Annotated in this window: 18 protein-coding genes; 13 read left to right on the forward strand and 5 right to left on the reverse strand. The window is 45.2% G+C overall.

Annotated elements, in window-relative coordinates; genetic code table 11:
- The first annotated feature begins 298 nt into the window (after nucleotides 1-298).
- From HMPREF0240_RS13750 to HMPREF0240_RS13775, 6 genes are read left to right on the forward strand one after another with little or no spacing between them, the layout of a single operon-like run.
- Nucleotides 299-1,609 carry a phenylacetate--CoA ligase gene (locus tag HMPREF0240_RS13750; protein ID WP_009004025.1) on the forward strand — a complete coding sequence of 437 codons (1,311 nt, stop codon included), beginning with the start codon at nucleotides 299-301 and terminating at the stop codon, nucleotides 1,607-1,609.
- Between the two features lie 3 nt (nucleotides 1,610-1,612).
- Nucleotides 1,613-3,358 carry an indolepyruvate ferredoxin oxidoreductase subunit alpha gene (gene iorA / locus HMPREF0240_RS13755; RefSeq protein WP_009004026.1) on the forward strand — a complete coding sequence of 582 codons (1,746 nt, stop codon included), beginning with the start codon at nucleotides 1,613-1,615 and terminating at the stop codon, nucleotides 3,356-3,358.
- Between the two features lie 2 nt (nucleotides 3,359-3,360).
- Nucleotides 3,361-3,930, forward strand: a complete 570-nt coding sequence (locus HMPREF0240_RS13760) for an indolepyruvate oxidoreductase subunit beta (protein WP_009004027.1) — start codon at nucleotides 3,361-3,363, stop codon at nucleotides 3,928-3,930.
- A gap of 18 nt (nucleotides 3,931-3,948) precedes the next feature.
- Complete coding sequence (locus HMPREF0240_RS13765; RefSeq protein ID WP_009004028.1) at nucleotides 3,949-4,368, forward strand: ACT domain-containing protein; 420 nt, start codon at nucleotides 3,949-3,951, stop codon at nucleotides 4,366-4,368.
- Nucleotides 4,369-4,410: 42 nt separating this feature from the next.
- Nucleotides 4,411-5,745: a phenylacetate--CoA ligase gene (locus HMPREF0240_RS13770; RefSeq protein WP_009004029.1), complete on the forward strand. Its 1,335-nt coding sequence runs from the start codon at nucleotides 4,411-4,413 to the stop codon at nucleotides 5,743-5,745.
- Between the two features lie 14 nt (nucleotides 5,746-5,759).
- Entirely contained in the window at nucleotides 5,760-6,203 is a 444-nt protein-coding gene (locus tag HMPREF0240_RS13775; RefSeq protein ID WP_009004030.1) for an amino acid-binding protein, read from the forward strand.
- Between the two features lie 123 nt (nucleotides 6,204-6,326).
- Here the strand turns inward: HMPREF0240_RS13775 and HMPREF0240_RS13780 are convergent, their stop codons facing one another.
- From HMPREF0240_RS13780 to HMPREF0240_RS13790, 3 genes are all read right to left on the reverse strand, one after another.
- Nucleotides 6,327-7,286 (reverse strand): indoleacetate decarboxylase activase, encoded by a 960-nt coding sequence (locus tag HMPREF0240_RS13780; RefSeq protein ID WP_198137800.1) that lies wholly within the window; start codon nucleotides 7,284-7,286, stop codon nucleotides 6,327-6,329.
- Nucleotides 7,287-7,440: 154 nt separating this feature from the next.
- Nucleotides 7,441-8,754 carry an MFS transporter gene (locus HMPREF0240_RS13785; protein ID WP_148486346.1) on the reverse strand — a complete coding sequence of 438 codons (1,314 nt, stop codon included), beginning with the start codon at nucleotides 8,752-8,754 and terminating at the stop codon, nucleotides 7,441-7,443.
- 90 nt (nucleotides 8,755-8,844) lie between these two features.
- A complete protein-coding gene (locus tag HMPREF0240_RS13790) occupies nucleotides 8,845-11,487 on the reverse strand; it encodes an indoleacetate decarboxylase (RefSeq protein ID WP_035313533.1) in 2,643 nt (880 codons plus the stop codon).
- A gap of 433 nt (nucleotides 11,488-11,920) precedes the next feature.
- Here HMPREF0240_RS13790 and HMPREF0240_RS24420 point away from each other — a divergent pair, with 433 nt between their 5' ends.
- Together HMPREF0240_RS24420 and HMPREF0240_RS13800 are read left to right on the forward strand one after the other, a co-directional pair.
- Nucleotides 11,921-12,643, forward strand: a complete 723-nt coding sequence (locus HMPREF0240_RS24420) for a helix-turn-helix transcriptional regulator (RefSeq protein ID WP_009004034.1) — start codon at nucleotides 11,921-11,923, stop codon at nucleotides 12,641-12,643.
- A 26-nt stretch (nucleotides 12,644-12,669) separates the two neighbouring features.
- The gene (locus HMPREF0240_RS13800; RefSeq protein WP_009004035.1) at nucleotides 12,670-14,625 is read left to right on the forward strand and encodes an ATP-binding protein; all 1,956 of its coding nucleotides are present in this window, start codon (nucleotides 12,670-12,672) and stop codon (nucleotides 14,623-14,625) included.
- A gap of 125 nt (nucleotides 14,626-14,750) precedes the next feature.
- Here the strand turns inward: HMPREF0240_RS13800 and HMPREF0240_RS13805 are convergent, their stop codons facing one another.
- Nucleotides 14,751-14,999 carry a helix-turn-helix transcriptional regulator gene (locus HMPREF0240_RS13805; protein WP_009004036.1) on the reverse strand — a complete coding sequence of 83 codons (249 nt, stop codon included), beginning with the start codon at nucleotides 14,997-14,999 and terminating at the stop codon, nucleotides 14,751-14,753.
- A 199-nt stretch (nucleotides 15,000-15,198) separates the two neighbouring features.
- On the opposite strand from HMPREF0240_RS13805, the gene HMPREF0240_RS23500 reads away from it, so the two are divergent.
- A complete protein-coding gene (locus HMPREF0240_RS23500; protein ID WP_009004037.1) occupies nucleotides 15,199-16,095 on the forward strand; it encodes a response regulator in 897 nt (298 codons plus the stop codon).
- A gap of 185 nt (nucleotides 16,096-16,280) precedes the next feature.
- Here the strand turns inward: HMPREF0240_RS23500 and HMPREF0240_RS13815 are convergent, their stop codons facing one another.
- Nucleotides 16,281-16,478 carry a cold shock domain-containing protein gene (locus tag HMPREF0240_RS13815; RefSeq protein WP_009004038.1) on the reverse strand — a complete coding sequence of 66 codons (198 nt, stop codon included), beginning with the start codon at nucleotides 16,476-16,478 and terminating at the stop codon, nucleotides 16,281-16,283.
- Nucleotides 16,479-16,740: 262 nt separating this feature from the next.
- Here HMPREF0240_RS13815 and HMPREF0240_RS13820 point away from each other — a divergent pair, with 262 nt between their 5' ends.
- The 4 genes from HMPREF0240_RS13820 (at nucleotide 16,741) to cysK (ending at nucleotide 20,244) form a co-directional block, all read left to right on the forward strand.
- On the forward strand, nucleotides 16,741-17,169 hold the full coding sequence (locus HMPREF0240_RS13820) for an Rrf2 family transcriptional regulator (RefSeq protein ID WP_009004039.1): 429 nt from the start codon (nucleotides 16,741-16,743) through the stop codon (nucleotides 17,167-17,169).
- Nucleotides 17,170-17,473: 304 nt separating this feature from the next.
- A complete protein-coding gene (locus HMPREF0240_RS13825; RefSeq protein ID WP_009004040.1) occupies nucleotides 17,474-17,914 on the forward strand; it encodes an Rrf2 family transcriptional regulator in 441 nt (146 codons plus the stop codon).
- 74 nt (nucleotides 17,915-17,988) lie between these two features.
- Nucleotides 17,989-19,278, forward strand: a complete 1,290-nt coding sequence (locus tag HMPREF0240_RS13830) for an O-acetylhomoserine aminocarboxypropyltransferase/cysteine synthase family protein (RefSeq protein WP_009004041.1) — start codon at nucleotides 17,989-17,991, stop codon at nucleotides 19,276-19,278.
- Between the two features lie 33 nt (nucleotides 19,279-19,311).
- Nucleotides 19,312-20,244 (forward strand): cysteine synthase A, encoded by a 933-nt coding sequence (gene cysK, locus HMPREF0240_RS13835; RefSeq protein ID WP_009004042.1) that lies wholly within the window; start codon nucleotides 19,312-19,314, stop codon nucleotides 20,242-20,244.
- Nucleotides 20,245-20,330: the final 86 nt, after the last annotated feature.

Raw genomic sequence — 20,330 nt, forward strand, 5'->3', positions numbered from 1 at the left:
GAACGGATTGCAGGGATGAAAATTGCTCACCAAAGCAATTTTCAAGGAGACCTGAGCCGCTTAAGCATCAGCTTAAGCGGTGAATGTCTCCGATACCCTGCAATCCGTTCTTTTTCCTCTTACTGCCGCTAAGTCTGCGGACAGCCCCGCAAAACAGCACAGGCCTTCCAGGCCCCTCCCGTCTCTCCTTCCGCAAAGCGTCCCTTCCCCAATATTTTTCAAATTTAATGCTTTAATTCGGCAAAGCAGTGTGTTATACTATTGATTAATGAATGTTATGTTGAAGGAGGTTTTTACGATGATTTGGGCAAAGGAAGAGACTCTGCCAAGAGCTGAGATTGAAAAGATTCAATTGGAACGTTTACAGGAGACGGCAGCATATATTTATGAGAGGGTAGAACCTTATCGCAGAAAGATGGATGAGGCTGGCGTGAAGCCGGGAGATATTCAGAGCCTGGAAGATTTAAAGAAGATGCCATTTACATATAAAGCAGACTTCAGAGATCATTATCCGGACGGACTGTTTGCGGTGGATAAAAAGGACATTGTCAGATACCATGCAAGCTCAGGGACTACGGGCAAACCAACCGTAGTGGCTTATACACAGCATGATCTGGATGTCTGGCTGAACAATGTGGCAAGAATGGCATGTATGGGTGGTGCCACATCTGAAGATGTGGCTCAGATTGCATTTGGATACGGCACCTTTACCGGGGCGCTGGGACTGCACGGAGGCTTGGAAAAACTAGGGGCATCCGTAATTCCAATGTCTTCAGGCAATACAAATAAGCAGATTATGTTTATGCAGGATATGGGCGTGACGCTGCTGGTAGCAACGCCTTCCTATGCGCTTCATCTGGGCGAGATATTAAGAGAACGGGGGATTGACCCTTCAAAGGATCTGAAGATTCATATTGGCCTGTTTGGCGGCGAAGGAATGACAGAGCCTATGCGAGATGAGATGCATAAAGTCTGGGGAGAGCAGTTTTTCTGTACCCAGAACTACGGAATGAGTGAACTGTGCGGGCCTGGGGTATCCGGCGAATGTACAGAATTATGCGGTATGCATATCAATGAAGACTGGTTTATTCCCGAGATCATTGATCCTGAGACAGAAGAAGTACTGCCGGCCGGTGAGACTGGTGAACTTGTCATAACCTGTCTGGGGAAAGAAGCACTTCCGCTTGTCCGCTACCGTACAGGAGATCTGACAAAACTGATGTATGAGCCATGTAAATGCGGCAGAACAACAGTGCGCATGGAGAATCTTTCCGGACGTGCCGATGATATGCTTGTAATCCGTGGAGTCAATGTATTTCCTACTCAGATAGAGGAAGTCCTTTTAAGAATCGAAGAGATCGGGCCGCATTACGAGATTCTGGTTGAGAGAAAGAACCGGCTGGATGTTATGACAATTTCTGTTGAGCTGATCGATGACAGACTGCTGGACAGCTACGCGAAGTTAAGCGAACTGGAACAGAGCATCAGATCAGAGCTGAAGTCACAGCTTGGACTTGCAACACAGATCAGGCTGGTTGCCCCGAACTCCCTTAAGAGATTTGAGGGCAAGGCAAAGAGAGTAACAGATTTACGAAAGGATGGATTATAAGATATGTCAGAGAAAGTGATTATGTTAGGCAATGAGGCGATTGCCCGAGGGGCTTATGAAGCCGGAATAAAGGTGTCCTCTGCCTATCCGGGAACCCCGAGTACAGAAATCAGTGAGTACATGGTTCAGTATAAAGATACCTTTTATGAAGAATGGGCGCCGAACGAAAAGGTGGCGACAGAAGTAGCAGTGGGGGCAAGCATCGCCGGTGTACGTGCCATGGCGTGCATGAAACATGTCGGCCTGAATGTGGCTTCCGACCCGTTGTATTCCGTATCCTACATGGGAGTTAACGGCGGACTCGTGCTTACCGTTGCTGACGACCCGGGTTTATACAGCTCCCAGAACGAGCAGGATACCAGAATGGTAGCAAGGGCTGCGCAGATTCCGGTGATCGAGCCTTCTGACAGTGCAGAGGCAAAGGAATTCATAAAGGCAGCCTTTGAGCTGAGCGAAAAGTTCGACAGACCGTTTATATACCGGATCACCACCAGACTGGCTCATTCTCAGGGACTGGTAGAACTCTGTGACAGAGAAGAGATCGAAGACAAACCGTACGTAAAAGATATCCGTAAAAATGTTATGATGCCGGGCAACGCCAAGATGCGCCATGTGGAAATCGAAAAGCGCAATAAAGAGCTGGCGGAGGCTGCAAATACGCTGTCTATCAATACAGTTGAAATGAACGACACTAAAATGGGCGTTATTACAAGCGGTATCCCATATCAGTACGTAAAAGAGGCACTTCCGCAGGCATCTGTATTAAAACTGGGAATGGTTAACCCGCTACCAAGGAAGATGATTGAAGAATTTGCCGCAAAGGTAGATACACTGTATGTCGTGGAAGAACTGGATCCAGTCATTGAGGAGCAGGTTAAGTCCTGGGGAATCAAAGTGATTGGAAAAGAAATCTTTACCGTACAGGGAGAATACAGTGCAAACATGCTGCGCAAAGCGATCTTAAAAGAAGACCTGGATATCAAGTCCCCTGCAGACGCTCCGCAGCGTCCGCCAATCTTATGTCCGGGATGTCCTCACCGCAGCGTATACCACGTGTTGAAAAAGCTGAAAATGCATGCTGCCGGAGATATAGGATGCTATACTCTGGGTGCAGTTGCGCCTTTGAGCGTGGTTGATACAACCATGTGCATGGGTTCCAGTATTTCCACTCTGCATGGAATGGAAAAGGCAAAGGGCAAGGAATACATCAAAAACTGGGTTGCAGTGATCGGCGATTCTACATTTTTACATACAGGTGTTAACTCTTTGATGAATATGGTTTATAATAATGCTACAGGGACCGTTATGATTCTGGACAATTCCACCACGGGAATGACCGGCCATCAGGATCACGCAGCTACAGGAAAGACACTGCAGGGAGATCCGACTTACGCCATTGATATTCCGAAGCTGTGCCGTGCAATAGGTGTGAATCATGTGACGGAGGTGAATGCATTTGACCTGGAGACTCTGGAGAAGACGATTAAGGAAGAAGTAGCAAGAGATGAAGCGTCAGTGATCATCACCAAATCACCTTGTGTTCTTTTGGACAAATCCAAAAAGCCGCTCTATATTGCACACGAAGATAAATGTAAAAAGTGCGGTATGTGTATGAAGCCAGGATGTCCTGCAATGACGAAAAATGCAGACGGAACCATCCATATTGACGATACAATGTGTACGGGATGCGGTCTGTGTGAATCCTTATGTAAATTTGATGCAATAGAACTGGTAAAGGCGGGTGAATAATCATGGCAACAAAGAATATTATGATCGTAGGCGTAGGCGGCCAGGGAACCCTGCTTACCAGCAGAATACTGGGAGGACTTACCATTGCAGGCGGCTATGATGTGAAGCTTTCTGAGGTACATGGAATGGCGCAGAGGGGCGGCAGTGTTGTTACATTTGTGCGCTATGGCGAAGCGGTGGCAGAGCCCATCGTGGAAGAAGGACAGGCGGATGTGATCATCGCATTCGAACGTCTGGAAGCTCTGCGTTATGCTCATTTTCTGAAAAAGGACGGTGTTCTGATTGTCAATGACTGGCGGATTGACCCCATGCCGGTTGTGATCGGCGCGGCAGAATACCCGGAAAACATCCTGGAAACTCTGGAGAAAGATTACAAGATCTACAAAGTAAACGCAACAGAAGAGTCCAGAAAGCTTGGCAATCCAAAGGTATTCAATCTGATTGTACTGGGCGTGGCAGCACAGCATATGGATTTCACAAAGGAACAGTGGTACGAAGTGATCGAAAAAACGGTGCCTCCAAAGACAATTGAGATCAACAAAAAAGCATTTGACGTAGGTTACACATTATAAGGTAAAGGCGGTGAGAGGATGATTAAACAGTTATCAGTATTCGTGGAGAACAGACCGGGCAGTCTGATGAATGTCACGTCGGCTTTGACGGAAGCACATATCAATATACGGGCGATCGCTTCATTTGATACGCCTGAATTCGGCATTCTCAGGCTGGTAGTAGATAAACCGGCTGAAGCAAAAACATATCTGACAAGCAGAGGATTTGTTGTTAGAATTCATGACGTGATTGGTGTGGAGCTCAAAGACGAAAAGGGAAACCTGAACCGGATGCTCTCCATACTTGCAGAGGGCGAGATTAACATCAATTATATTTATTCTTTTGTAATCCGTGAGGGAAGAGCGCCGGTTATGGTATTCAACACAGATGATTATGAGAAAGCGGCGAAGGTGCTGAGTGCTGCTGATGTGAAAATCGTGGAAGAAGCGGATTTATAGAATTACGGAAATAAGGGAAAAACAGATAAGGAGTTAACTAAAATGGCGGCAGTGACATTAGAAAACTGGAAAGAGCGGATATTAGACCCGAAAATAGAGTGCATGAGCAGCGACGAGATGGCTGCTCTGCAGAGCAAACGTCTGGCTGATGTAGTAGAAAGAGTATACAACAATGTTGATTTCTACCATAAGAAGATGAAAGACCTTGGAGTAGAACCTGGAGACATCAGAGGAATTGAGGATATTAACAAACTTCCATTTACAACCAAAGAAGACCTGAGGGACAACTATCCGTTCGGGCTTCTGGCGATTCCGAAAAAGGATGTAGTACGGGTGCAGGGGACATCAGGAACGACAGGAAAGCTGACACTGGCTTCCTATTCACAAAAAGATGTGGATGTGTGGGGCGAATGTGTTGCTAGATGTCTGTCAATGGCAGGGCTGACGGATGAAGATATCATTCATGTATGCTATGGATACGGATTATTTACCGGAGGAATGGGCCTGGATTATGGTGCAGAGGCACTTGGTGCGACGGCGATTCCTATGTCAGCCGGAAACACAAAACGCCAGATGATGTGTATGGAAGATTTCGGCTCAACAGCATTCGCATGTACGCCTTCTTATGCGCTGCATCTTGCTGAATCTCTGCAGGAAGCAGGAGCCGTGGATCGTCTGAAGCTGAAAGCGGGCATTCACGGCGCTGAGCCATGGACCGAAGAGATGCGCAAGAAAATCGAAAGCATTCTTCATATTAACTGCTTTGATATTTATGGATTATGTGAGATTACAGGACCAGGTGTGGCACAGGACTGTATCCATCACAAAGGCCTGCATATTAATGTTGACTACTTCTATCCTGAGGTGCTCAATCCGGTAACGCATGAAGCCTGCGCAGATGGTGAGACTGGCGAACTGGTATTTACCACACTGGCAAAAGAGGCAATGCCGCTGCTGAGATACCGCACGAAGGACCTTACAAGTATTGACCACAGCACCTGTGACTGCGGCAGAACGACTCCGAGGATCTCCAAGTTTACAGGACGTACCGATGATATGAAAGTCATCCGCGGCGTCAATGTATTCCCGACACAGGTTGAGACGGCACTTCTCAGCATGGGAGGCGCGGTTGCTCCGCATTACCTCATGATTGTGGACAGAGAGGATAACCTGGATGTCCTGACTGTTATGGTAGAGGTCGATGAGAGTATGTTCTCCGACGAGATCAGAAAACTGGATGCGCTGAAAGCGAAGATCGGTGCAGTACTGAAGCAGGCACTTGGAGTTTCAGCCCGCGTAAAGCTGGTTGAGCCAAAGACAATACAGAGAAGCGAAGGAAAAGCAGTACGTGTAATTGACAAACGTAACCTGCAGTAGAGGAGGTAAGCACGATGGGTATCACAATACAACAATTATCAGTATTCTTGGAAAATCGAGAGGGACGTCTGGATGAAGTGCTTGCAGTGCTGGCCAGCAACGATGTTAATATCGTTGCGCTGAGTCTGGCAGATACATCAGATTACGGAATGCTCCGCATGATTGTATCAGACCCGAACAAGGGGAGAGCGGTGCTCAAGGACAATGGAATCACAGCAATGCTGACGGACGTGGTGGCACTTCGGGTACCCCACGCAACAGGCTCCTTAAGCAAAGCAATGCATCAGATTGTAGAAGGCGAGGTAAACATTGAATACATGTATGCGTTTGCAAACGGAGAAGATGCATCTGCAGTTTTAAAAACTGACGATCCGGCCAGAGTAGTTGATATACTTAGAGGCAGCGGATTTGACGTCTGGGAGGCAGCAGAGGCCTATGTTTCCAATATTGCCCTGTAGAATAGAAGAGCAGGACAGATGACAGGAGCAGTATCACTTATTATTCGAGTGATACTGCTCCTGTAAAATTTGTTCCTTTTTGCGTCTTAACCCTGCATCCTGTGAAAGGCGGCTTTTGCATTATCAGTTAATAATACAGTCTATCTTATATGATTCCAATATATCTGCAACATGCTGCATTTGTTCATCGGAAGGCGCTTGTACGTCAGGAAGAGGATATACACTTCCAAGCCGTTCGTGTTTTGTCGTCCCCAGCTTGTGATAGGGGAGGATGTTAACCCTGGCAAAACCATTTTCCTTACAGAACTTACCGATTGCATGGATATTCTCGTCGGAATCCGTGCATCCGGGGATAATTGGGCAGCGGAGACATGCCTTTTCGGGACAGGTGCGTCCGATGAGGCGGAGATTCTCCAGGATCTGCTTATTGGTGACTCCGGTCATCTCTATATGTTTCTGATCATCAATAATCTTGATATCTGTCAGATACAGATCGATATATGGCATGACCTTTTCAAGGCTCCGGGCGGGTACACACAGCTCTGATTCAAGAACCGTATTGATTCCTTCGCTCTTGCAGCGCCGCAAGAGCTCTGTTACAAAATCAGCATAGACAAGAGGATCCCCTCCTGAGAGTGTGATTCCGCCTTTTCCAGCGTAGTAGGATGCATCTCTGTGTACCTTTTCCATAATATCATCGACCGTCATCCATTTACCGGTAATATCCAGTGCGTTCTGAAGGCACATTTCCACACAGTCATGAGTCTCACAGTTATCACATTTTTCCCGGTCATGACGGACAAACCCGAATGCCTCGGCTTCTTCCTTTGTTTCATATGCCGTAACCGCATCATGAGGACATACTTTTGCACAGAGCATACATCCAACACATTTCATTTTCGTATAGAATAATTGCGGAACTGCCTTTTGCCCTTCAGGATTGGCACACCAAAGACAGGTAAGCGGGCACCCCTTAAAAAATATGTTGCTGCGGATTCCCGGACCATCATGCGTGGAAAAACTTTGTATATCAAAAACTAATGCCTTCATTTCATTTTTATTTTCCATATTTATATGTCTCATCCAATTCTCCTTGTCAGAGAAAAATGGATCATTCTCCTTTCTCATTTCTCCGCTATACCAATATGGATTTAGATCCGGTAAAACATAACGGCAGGGGAGCAGCGGGAAAATAAATATCCCCGCTCCTGCTGTCTAATACCAGGAAACTATTTGTCTACTTATCGCCCCACACTTCTTTTCTGGACGGCTGTTTCACGATATTAACAAAGAAACATGCGACAAGATAGAATATGACAGAGATCCAGATTGCTACGAAGTAACTGCCTGTTGCATCACGGAGTGCGCCTGCAACGTATGGTCCCAGGCCTGCTCCGCCTGCCATACCAACCAGTGAGATAAGTCCCCATGCCGGAGGCATCTCTTTACGGCCAAGGATAACTCCGACATATCCGGCTACTGTCGGAATATACATACCATATACAAGGCCAAAGAGAAGTGCATATACCAGGAATGCCCAGTGGCTTTGTCCGCCGTTTGCCGTCAGTTTAACACCATAGTTCAGCCACAGCGCCATGATCGCACATCCAACATAAGAGAATGTCAGAACTCTCTTACGTGCTTTGATCGGATCTCCCAGTTTCTTTGTAAGATTATCAACATACCCGCCTACAACGATTGCGGAAATCAGGAACATCAGGCCGATAAGACAATAAATATAAGTAGCAGGAAGTTTATCATAACCAAGATCTTTTGTTACGTAGTTGATAGAGTGCGAAAATACGATAAACTCGGCAAAGTTAGAGAAGAACCATAACAGTGAAAGCATCCAGAATGATTTGTGTTTTACTGCCCATTTAAATGGAACATAGAATTCTTCTTTTTTCTGGCCCTGATCTTCTTTTGACAGCTTCGCCATGAAATTGTCATAACCCAGCGGCTTCTGTCCGAAGGCCTCTGGTTTACTCTTGGTAAACTGTGCCGCGATTGTAATACCAACTATCAGGACAACACCGAACACCCGCATCATGAACTGCCATGAAGCAGTTGACATCAGAATCATAGAAAGGAGAGGCCCGATACTCATGGCAACGCCGGCAGCAGCTGTTGTAAGACCCATTGCAAGGCCTAATTTTTCCATGAACCACTGACGTACCATAGAAGTAATAGGTGCCCAGAATGCACCGGATCCGATACCGGCAATCACACCGTAGAATAACCAGTACTGCCAGGGCTCTTTTGCGAAACTGCAAAGGAATAAACCAACCCCCATAATGATACCATGTATACTATAAGTAAGGCGGCAGCCGAGCTTATTAATATAAGTACCAACTAAAAATGCAAACAGTCCGTACATGACCATGAAGATTGAACTTCCTGCTGAGACAGCAGCGGTCGACCATCCGGTAGCCTCAACCATTCCATTAATTAATGTTGCAAACGAACCACGTATTGTCATATGGAACAAAACAATTGCAAATGCTGCCCCCGTGACTGACCAGCCGGAAAATTTCACATTTTTTTCACTCATTTTCATTCCTCCTCATCGATAATTTTAAAAGAGGAGGAGAATGAACTCCCCTCCTCCAGGCTTATAAAAGCATCTTATCAATCAATAAGTTTACACCTGATTGTACTCTGTACGGGCAATAACCTCGTCCTGAATCGGTTTGCCAAGTTCGCACCAGTAAGCGCTGAATCCGGCAACACGAACCATCAGTTCACGGTAGTTTTCCGGATGCTTCTGTGCATCACGGAGCATATTGGAATCAACGATATTGAACTGGACATGGTAACCGCCATTGTTGAAGTATGATTTAATAAAGTCTACAAAGTTCCTGCTTCCTTCGTCTCCGCGGATTGCATTCGGATGAATCTTCATATTGAGCTGAACACTGCGGTACTCTGTAGGATCAAGTTTCACTCCGGAATTCAGAAGTGCGATAGGTCCGTTCGTATCTGTTCCAGGTGATGCAGAGAGAATACCATCACAGAGTGTAACTCCTGAAAGACGGCCATCTGCTGTAGCCCCGGTAACACGGCCATGCGGGCCATGAGCAGATATAGACAGTGCTGCAGTCAGCCAGCGATATCCAAGATATGTAATCTCTGATGCACAAACTCTGTCATAGTCATGCCACAGATCTACAAAGATATTGTCTACATAATCATCGTCATTACCGAATTTCGGCGCTTCAAGGATATCCTTATGGATCTTCGCATATTTCATATGCAATGAAGGCTCGATTTCCTGATTAAGCATAGAGAAGTTGCCGGCAACAGCGCCAACCTTATAGCCAAAGTTGTTGTCTATCGCTTCTTTGAATTCCTCGAACGTATATTTCTTTTCATCCCAGATAAGTTTCTTCATGGCAGCCAAACCATTGCAGACGTTTACTGTTCCAGAATCAAGCAGTGTAACTGACTTGTTGTAGCGGCATCCATTATCATCCTGCGGACGTCCCACCGCTACACAATCATGCATCAGCACAGAGCCTGCGATCTTCGGATGAATCCCGCGGCAGATGCCGATAACGAAATCCCAGTAACGCATGTAAACTCTCATATAATGCTCACGGATCAAAACGAAGTTATCCCAGACATCCTGATAACAGGTGATCGGTTTACAGCCTGTGAAACAAACTTCACCGGTTCTCGGATCAACACCGTTATTTAATGCCAATTCGAAAGTTTTTCCTTCATTATAGAATGCAGGATGGTTAATACCATGAGTCGTACCCTGCATACCAATTTCTACACATCCGGCAATACTAACATCTCTTGCATCCTCCAGCGTGATATTCTCCTCCGCATGGCACCAGAGAAGATGCTGAACCTGCATATCATAATTGAACCATGCAGGATATCCGCATCCGGCCTTTGTTGTCTCTGCAGCTTTCATGAGCAGATGTTCCGAAGTCTTGGAGCTCACAAGAATGCCGAGCGTCGGTTGTGGTGTCGGGATATTTACACCTGCCTCAAGAATCATATCCTCTAATTCATTATCAATACATTGCCCGGTCTTCGGATCCAGCCCGCCCACTGTCATATGCTGGAAGGAGTTGGACGATGCCATAGCTGCCCATGCTGATGGAGTGATATATTCTTCAGAACTGAACTTAATTCTCATGATTTCCCAAAGTTCAAGAGCCTCATCTTTTGTTATACGCCCAGCCTCAAGATCCGCCTTATATAACGGATATAATAATTTGCCCCAGTGTGCAGGAGAAAGTCCGAGAGAAATGGAATCGTTCCATACCATCAGATGTCCGAGCCATGCAGCCTGCAACCCTTCTCTAAATGTACGGGCCGGTTTTGCAGGAGCCCATTCAAGACCTTCTGCCATCAGAAGCAGTTCACTCTTACGAGGCTCAAGTGCGGTCTCAGCCTGGCGGCGTGCGTCATCAGCATAATGCTTTGCCCATGTTATGATTGCTTCACAAGTATAGATACAAGCCTGCCAGAAGTAGATTTTCTCTGCGCCCTCCTTTTTGATTGGCTGTTCTTCTTCCAGATGGCGCTTACACTCTGCAATCACATCTTCCAGACCACGCTCAACGATAATGTCATATGCCGGTGTCCAACGTCCGTCACAGCCGGATGCAAGACCGGAGCCAGGGAATATACCAACTTTCTGTGCCAGCTTCAGATCTTTATAATATGGGAAGGATTCTTCCATAACCTTCTCGGATACATCCTCTATAGAACGTGTGCTCCAATATTTCAGGCACTCTCTCATAGGCTCAACTTCTTCTTCACGGATAGAGAACAGCTGTCCTAATTTGATCCAGCCCTCTTCCTTGATGTTATGAGCATCATCATCACCGCTGACAGAGAAGAGTTTTGCTTCCTCATCCTCCGCCATATTCAGAAAATCGATCATGAATTTAGTAGAGAATTGAGGATACATTGTTGCACCACGGGTAAAACGTGTCTTGGAACCAACAATCACTTCATCTTCTTTTACGGTTGCATCCATATTTTCGATCATATACTTGTATGAAAGACCTCGGCGGATATACAACGGCATACCATCATATTTTTTCCACGCTTCTGTATATAACAATGGCATCTGTCCGTCAAAACGGCACTTGGAATTCAGAAAATGGTCAAACAGTCTCTCTGTGCGGTCAGTAGATGGTGCACCGACGACTTCTTTTTCGACAAAGTCTGTTATCTCCTTATCTGCATCAGCTGCTGGCGGCCATGCTACAGTTTTTCCAGTTTCCAACATTTCAAGAACGCGAGATTTTGCTTTTTCCATATCGTGTAATACCTCCTCTTTTTTGCTTTTTTTCATTCGAAAGTCCGGATTCTTTCTATGCACTAAGCTATGTCCTCAGTATAATATAAAAAAATATATTTGAAAATTAGGATATATATCTATTTTTATCTGAAAATAAAGAGAAATAATTCGAATTATGTACCATTTATCTAAATATAATTACATGGTATTATTACACTGTTTTACGTGGTCAAAAGTATTAGAGTGGATTCAATTTAGTACTTATGTCCAATTCTTTTTAATGCATATCTGTGGTATTGTATAGTTGATGGATTATTAAGTCCGCAAAATGCAATGTCCTGTAATAAGCCTTGGATTCCACGGGCTATGGACAATTGGGCAGCACCGTCAAGATTACTTTTAGTCAAAAAATCCTGTCTTACGACCGCATATCTTATGAGGAGGACTTCCTATGACCCCCAAGCAGACAAGCTTCGCATACGCCCTGGCAAAAATACAGCAGTTACAGGATATGTATTCCAAATACTTTCAAGTGTCTATCACAATTTACAATGCAGAAAACCAGTCTGTCACGATCCCTTCCAATCAGATCCCTTTCTGCAACAGTAAGCTCTCTGCAACTGACACCGTATGCCACATTTTTTCAAAACGGCTCACTCAGCGGCCACCAGAATCATTAACCGTAACAACCTGCCCCTATCAGTGTTTTTATGCTATTGCGCCCCTGGGGCTTCCTTTGGATATCGCTGACACAGAGACGGTAAATTATTACATCATTATTACTCAGCCCCGGCATCAAAATACCGAAGACCTGTTTACTTCTTTTGATGCGATTGAATCTATTTCTGCCGACCCTGGAACCATGGATTTCCATGAGATTGCCAACCTGATTGTATCCAGCTTCGATATCATATTTTCTCTGATGTCTACTAACGAACTTGCACAGACATTGCATAAGAAAGATAAAATTAAGATTAATAAAGATGCTCTCAGCGAGTTAACCTCCCGCGAACGTGAAATTATCCATCTTGTAAGTATTGGAATGTCCAACCAGCAGATAGCCGGCCAGCTGCAGATCAGTGAGCATACTGTAAAAGCACACATCAGTAATATTCTTAAGAAACTGAGCCTTAACAACCGCACACAGCTTGCAATTTACGAGATGCTGAATTAACTGCCGGGTCTGGAAAGAGAGGGATTATGCGGAGAAAACCGATTGCGTTTTACATCTATATATCATTTTTATTTATCCTTATCCTGACACTCGTAACACTTGGCAGTATCATCGCTTACCATAATTATAAAACAGCCAATAAAGGAGTTATATCACGCCTGGATGTTGCACTCAGTGTTGCCAAAGACCAGATGCTTATCCATGAGACTGCCATTGAACATACCCTGGCCGGACTCGGTAATTGTAATGAGCTTAATTCATTAATAGCCGGTAAAGATTATCATGCCATGGGCGAACTGCTTAAGCGTGCAGATAACCAGGAACCCGGTTATTACCTGGTTGTTGATGAAAACGGCACCATCTTGTGCAGTGCGGACCACCCGGCCGGAGCAACCTGGGAACTGAGATATATTCTTGATTTCTTTGAAAATAATTCAGCTCCTTTACGTACGACAGAGATCCTATCTGCAGATTCTGTAAATCACGCCTTACCGTCTTTCAGACAAAGCGTACAATTAAATGAAAAATCCGACAATATTCCTGCACTGCTGCGGCTTGTCCTCTTTCCGATCTATGACGGAACGAAGCTGCAGGGAGCAATTGTCGGCGGTTTTCTGATCAATAACAACAATACTCTGGCACATGATTATACATCCGCGGTTCCTGACACTTATCTGTCCGTCAGCACCGGGGATGGGATGCGTATTTGTTCTAATATTGATATAGGCAATTTCTCTTATCTGGAAGGCTCTTTTCAGAACAGTGAACTCTACGAAACAACAAATGCAGGAAAGCGCTGGCAGGGCAAAATCCTCATGGATGAAAGAAGCGAATATGGAATCATTGTAGCTGATCCGCTGTATAACATTAAACATGAAGTGGTTGGGAATATCGGGGTTGGAGCTCCTACTTATCTGTTTGCAGATCTCGGATACAACGATCTGTTATTTATCGTCATGATAACACTCTTTTTGATTTTCATAGGCGCTTTTGTCCTTCGCGTTCTCTGCTACAGAATTACAGCTCCTCTCCACAAGCTGCAAAAATTCTCGCGTTCTATTGCAAAGGACAGTACACCTCCGAACAATATCTTCTGGGATAACTGGTTTGTACCAATAGAGATACAGGAGCTCTCCGAAGACCTGCTTACCATGTCTCAGAAATTAATTGCTGAGAATCTGATTCTGGAAGAACGCGTACAGGAACGGACCCAGTATCTTATACATACAATAGAAGAATTAGAAGAAGCAAACAAGTGCAAATCCGCTTTTCTTGCCAATATGTCACATGAACTGCGTACACCGCTCAATTCAATCATAGGATTTGCTTCTATTCTTCATGATGAATTATTTGGGGAACTTAACGAAAAGCAGAAACAATATATTTTTGTCATTCTGGACAGCGGCAATCATCTGCTTGCATTGATTGACGATATATTACACTTTGTAAAACTGGACAGACATGTCGAGACTATCTCCCTGAAGGAGGTAAATGTCAATGACATAATAGAGAACGTTTCAATGTCGGTCATGCCGTTAGTCCAGAGCAAGGACCAAAAGCTTGTAATAGATATAAAACCGGAAGACACCGGACTCACGGCCATGTGGGATGCACAGAAGATCCGCCAGCTGCTGTTGAATATGTTATCGAATGCGATCAAATTCACACCGGAAAACAAAGAAATCCGAATTCAGTTTCGTCCGGCAAATGAAGCTGCCTATTTTATCAGTGTGATTGATAATGGGATCGGAATAGAAGATGAATTCAAGAAAAAAGTTTTTCATCCTTTTGAACAGGTTAATTCAAGTTTTACCCGCAATTATCAGGGGGTAGGCCTGGGACTGGCAATATGCAGAGAGCTGGTTGAGATGCATCAGGGCAGAATCTGGCTGGAAGATAATCCATCCGGCGGACTAATTGTTCATGTCGTATTACCGGTCCGTCCGTCTGTATCAGGAAATGGTAATCTCTCCGAAAATTAAATAATTGTATTGACCGCAGGCTGATTGCCTGCGGTTCTTCATATGGCGGGATATTGTCTGATATGGTTCCTTCCTTCGGAATGACCTGAATTTTTTCATCACAATAAAGCGCTCAAGAACATTTGCTACAGCGCTTCTTCGGCGGTCAGCCATTCCATGCTTACCCCCAGTACTTTTGAAAATATTTTCAGTTCATAATCTGTTACAAATCTTGTTCCTTTCTCTATACGGCTTATGCTGTCTCTTTCTAATGTGATACCCTCAAGCTGAATCAGCGCAGCCAGATCATTTTGCGTAATCCGTCTTTTTAAGCGTGTTAATCGTATTCTTTCGCCGCATAAATTTTTCTTTCCCCTGTACATATAAATTTTCATTTTTTTATCGCCCCGTAAATGTGCTAATGATCAGAATTTTTCTTGACTTTAACATATTTTACACGCATAATTGTGTTAAAGATCAGAATTTCCTGCTTTTATATAGGAAAGTTAGGAAAGGGGTACTGTCTTGAAAAAGTACAGGCTCTTAGACAAAAAGCGGGGTAAAGTGCGGGTTTACATATGAAGGAGGATTTACATGTCTAAAATATTAGTTGTCGAGGATGACGTCGCAAGTCAGATACTAATGACAGATATTCTGGAAAAGTACGGATATAACGTTGTTGTTGCAATGGATGGCCTGGAAGCAATCAGCCTCGCAGAAAAAGAAAAGCCAGATCTGGCAATCGTGGATATTATGCTCCCTACGCTCAACGGCTACCAGGTATGCGAGCGCCTGCGCTGTCTTCCGCAGTGTAAAGAGCTTCCGGTTATCATCTTGACTGCACTGAATGAAGACCAGCATAGAATCCGTGCGCTGGAAGCCGGTGCCATAGATTTTCTGAGCAAACCTTTCAAACGCGTTGAACTGCTGACTAAGATCAAGGCAGTTCTTCTCATGCAGGAAGATAAAACGAATATGATTTCTTTTGATAAGATTACGCAGGGATTTTTATATGCTCTTTCACAGCGGAAACCCGATATCCAGATAAGCAATCTGCGATGCGCCTACTTTACAAAACGTCTTGGTATTACACTGGGACTCTCATCGAAAGATCAATTAACACTGCATTATGCGGTTCTTCTGAGAGATATCGGATATCTTTCTTTTCCGGGTGAGATTTCAGATCTGGGAAATGACAGCGACAGGCACACTGTTCTGGGAGCTGAAATTGCGGAAAAATTCCTGCCGGATGATATTAATATGATCATCCGTTATCACCACAGTAATCTTACGGATGCTGAATTCCCGAGGAATCTTTCCGAGACATCCGCAGTACTTCTTAACATTGCAATAGTATGCACACGTTTTGAATACTTAATGAAATCCGGAGATGCTTCACTGAATGATGTGCATAATATTCTGCGCCATGAGAGCGGCCTTGGACTCTGGCCGCAGAAAGAGCTGGAACTGCTGATTCAGCTGACACAGTAGAAGCAGAGTGGATCCGTCAGGGGATCAGTTGATGCAAGAATAGAGTTTCGCTTGCGAAACTCTAATTTATTCCGCAAAAAAAAGTACCCGGAAATTCCGGGTACTGCTTTTTTTAATCTCATTTCTCTGTAATTCTTTTAAATATTAAATCTAATTTATATTTAAAGGTACATTTAAAATTCTGATTAAAGTTTTGTTACATTGACTGCCTGGGGTCCTTTAGCACCATCTGTTACATCGAATTCAACTGCCTGGCCTTCTTCTAAAGATTTGAATCCATCCATCATTAATCCTGAGTAGTGTACGAATACATCATTTCCTTCTGAATCAGAGATGAATCCATAACCTTTTTGGTTGTTAAACCATTTTACTGTACCTGTCATTGTGTTGCCCTCCATAAATAAAAAAATAAATAATAAAGTATTCGCAATGCTCATTTCAGTACTGAACAATGCTGTATTAGCGTAGCATATTTAACAATGAAAGTCAACGTTTTTATAAAAAGTTCCGTAAAAATATACAAAAACTGTCGAAAAAATGCGGATTATCTGTGAACTGCGTGGTTATTTGAAAAAGTAAGATTGTTTTTTACGAGTTTTTTGTTTAAAATATAAGTGTAAGAAAAACAAAGGAGCGAATCATAAAATGAAAATGTCGACAAAGGGGCAGTATGCTCTGGAGATCGTTGCGGATCTGGCAATGCATTCCAGCAAGGAGCATCTTGAGAGCCTGAAAAATATAGCAAATAGAAGAGATTTATCCGAGAAGTATCTGGAACGCATTATAAAAGCCCTGCGGGAAAAAGGGATCGTGAAAAGTGTCCGTGGTGCCTATGGGGGATACTGTCTTGAAAAAGCGCCGGAAGACCTGATGGTGCTGGAGGTCCTGACGGCGGTAGAGGGAGAGCTCACCCCGGTACACTGCCTCACCAGGGAGAGCAACTGCGGGATAGACTGCGGATTGTGCCCAACAAGAAACACCTGGTCAGACATGTGGAGTGTCATGAAGGGGGCTGTGGAGCAGGTGACGGTTGCGGATATTGTGAGGGCAGCGGACCCCAAGGGTGGAGCCTGAACGGGGACTGACGGAAGCGGATGTCTGTATGGAATACATAAAGCGAGATTAGCAGCAGTAAGAGGAAACACACAAAATCAGCCGGACAAAAGTTGATTTTGTGTGTTTCCTCTTACTGCTGTTTAGCGTAGCGTCAGTATACCATACAGACATCCGCTTCCGTCAGCCCCCGCCCCACGCCAGGCGCCCCCTACCCAGCAAAATATTTCTCCTAAAATTTCTTGACATGGAAGGAAAAAGGGTGTATAACATTAAACATATAATACTTATCAAAATAGTAGGATATAGAAAACGGAGGTGTTATATGAAGGTATCTACAAAAGGAAGATATGGACTCCGGGCACTGGTGGATATGGCGGCTAATTCTCAGGAAGGGCCTATTTCACTGATACAGACGGCAAAGCGGCAGAACATTTCACTGAATTACCTGGAACAGGTATTTGGGGTTCTGAGGAAAGCCGGTATTGTAGTGAGTGTGAAGGGCGCCGGCGGAGGTTATAAGCTGGCCCGAAGTGCAGACAGCATTACAGTGAAGGAGATACTGGAGGCCCTGGAAGGGGAATTTTCCATTATCGACAAGAACGGGGAAGAAGAGGCAGATCCGGTACAGAAAGCGATACAGGAGCTGGTTTGGGATGAGATTGACAATAAAGTCAACGAGTTCCTTGGAAAACGGACGCTTGCCCAGCTGGTGCGGGAGTACAGAGAAAATCTGGATTATAGTTCGAATATGTACTATATCTAGAAGGTTTTAACAGGAAGAGATTTTAAAGACGGAGCTTGTAAAGGGTAATTGACAGGAAAGTGAGGACAACGCAGATGAGCAGAGACAGAAAATTAAGATTTGAGACATTACAGTTACACGTAGGACAGGAACAGCCGGACCCGGCAACAGACGCCAGGGCGGTTCCTATTTACCAGACGACATCCTATGTATTCCGGGACTGTGAGCATGCGGCTCAGCGTTTTGGACTCGCTGATGCGGGAAATATATACGGAAGGCTGACGAACAGCACGCAGGATGTTTTTGAAAAGCGAATTGCGGCGCTGGAGGGCGGATCGGCGGCGCTCGGGGTAGCATCGGGTGCGGCTGCGATTACCTACACGTTTCAGAATCTGGCGAGACAGGGGGATCATATTGTAGCTTCGAAGTATATTTACGGGGGCAGCTATAACCTTCTGGAACATACACTGCCGGATCAGGGGATCACTACAACTTTTGTAGATCCTGACGTGGAAGGGGCAGTTGAAGCGGCGATTCAGGAGAATACAAAGGCAATATTCATAGAGTCCATCGGGAATCCAAACGCGAATCTGGTTGATATCCAGAAGATCGCCGATATTGCACACCGGCACCAGATCGTTCTGGTAGTGGACAGCACATTTGCCACTCCATATCTGCTGAGACCCTTTGAATATGGTGCGGATATTGTAGTGCATTCTGCCACTAAGTTTATAGGAGGGCATGGAACCGCACTTGGCGGGGTAATTATTGAAAGCGGCAGATTTGACTGGAACGCTTCCGGAAAATATCCGCAGCTGACAGAGCCGGATCCAAGCTATCACGGTGTCCGTTTTTATGAAGTGGCAGGAGCCGCGGCGTTTGTAACAAGAATACGAGCGGTGATCCTCAGGGATACCGGTGCCACAATGGCACCGCTCCATGCATTTCTGTTCCTGCAGGGGTTGGAAACACTGTCTCTGAGGGTGGAACGGCATGTGGAAAACACATTGAAGGTCGTGGAATTTCTGCAGCTACATCCAAAGGTGGCGAGAGTGAACCATCCTGCGGTTTCTGACAGTCCGTATCATGAACTGTATCAGAAGTATCTCCCTAAGGGAGGCGCTTCGATCTTTACAATAGAAATAAATGGTTCAGAGGAGGATACAAAGAAATTCATAGATAACCTGGAGATCTTTTCCCTGCTTGCCAATGTTGCAGATGTGAAATCACTAGTGATTCACCCGGCCAGTACGACCCATTCCCAGATGACGCCCGAAGAGCTGGAGACTTCAGGGATCAAACCGAATTCCGTGAGGCTGTCAGTGGGAACAGAACATATAGATGATATCCTGTATGACCTGGAACAGGCATTAGATCAGATATAAGAAAGAATAAAAAGAGAATTGGAGGCAGTAAGAATGGCAAAAATATATAAAAGTGTAACAGAACTGGTGGGAAGAACCCCGATACTGGAAGTTTCCAACATTGAAAAGGAACAGAATCTGGAGGCACGTATTCTGGTGAAGCTGGAATACTTCAATCCCGCAGGAAGCGTCAAGGACAGGGTTGCCCTGAATATGATTGAGGATGCAGAGGCAAAGGGACTGATCAAACCAGGCGCAACGATTATAGAACCTACCAGCGGGAATACGGGGATCGGTCTGGCATCTGCAGCCGCGGCCAAGGGATATAAAGCGGTTTTTGTTATGCCGGAGACGATGAGTATAGAGAGAAGAAAGCTGCTGCTGGGCTATGGTGCAGAGATAGTCCTGACAGAAGGGGCGAAAGGAATGAACGGAGCCATTGCAAAGGCGGCGGAGCTGGAAAAAGAACGGGAGAATGCAATTGTGCTGGGACAATTTGTGAACAGTGCAAATCCGCAAATTCATACTAAAACCACGGGCCCGGAGATTTGGGAAGATACGGAGGGGCAGGTGGATATCTTCATTGCCGGTGTAGGCACCGGCGGAACGATTACGGGAACGGGCAGTTATCTGAAATCCAGGAAGCCGGACGTTCAGGTGATCGCAGTAGAGCCGTCCGGATCGCCGGTCCTCTCAGGCGGCAAGCCGGGACCACATGGTCTGCAGGGCATTGGTGCGGGATTCATCCCGGAAGTGCTTGATACAGACATTTACGAATTTGTGATCCAGGTGAAGGATGAAGAAGCCTATGCAGCGGCAAAACTCCTTGCAAAGAAAGAAGGGATACTGGTTGGAATTTCCTCCGGCGCAGCCCTGCATGCGGCAATAGAAACGGCGAAAAAACCTGAAAATAAAGGGAAGACTATCGTGGCACTCCTGCCGGATACCGGAGAAAGATATCTCTCCACTCCGCTGTTTGAATCATAACCCTGGAAAAACTGATGCGCGTGCGTTGGGGGCTGGGCGGACAGCCGGCCGCAGTCTGATATAGTCAGGGGCATTTGACAGCTCAT

This window comes from Clostridium sp. D5 (assembly GCF_000190355.1).
Classification (GTDB): domain Bacteria; phylum Bacillota; class Clostridia; order Lachnospirales; family Lachnospiraceae; genus Faecalicatena; species Faecalicatena fissicatena_A.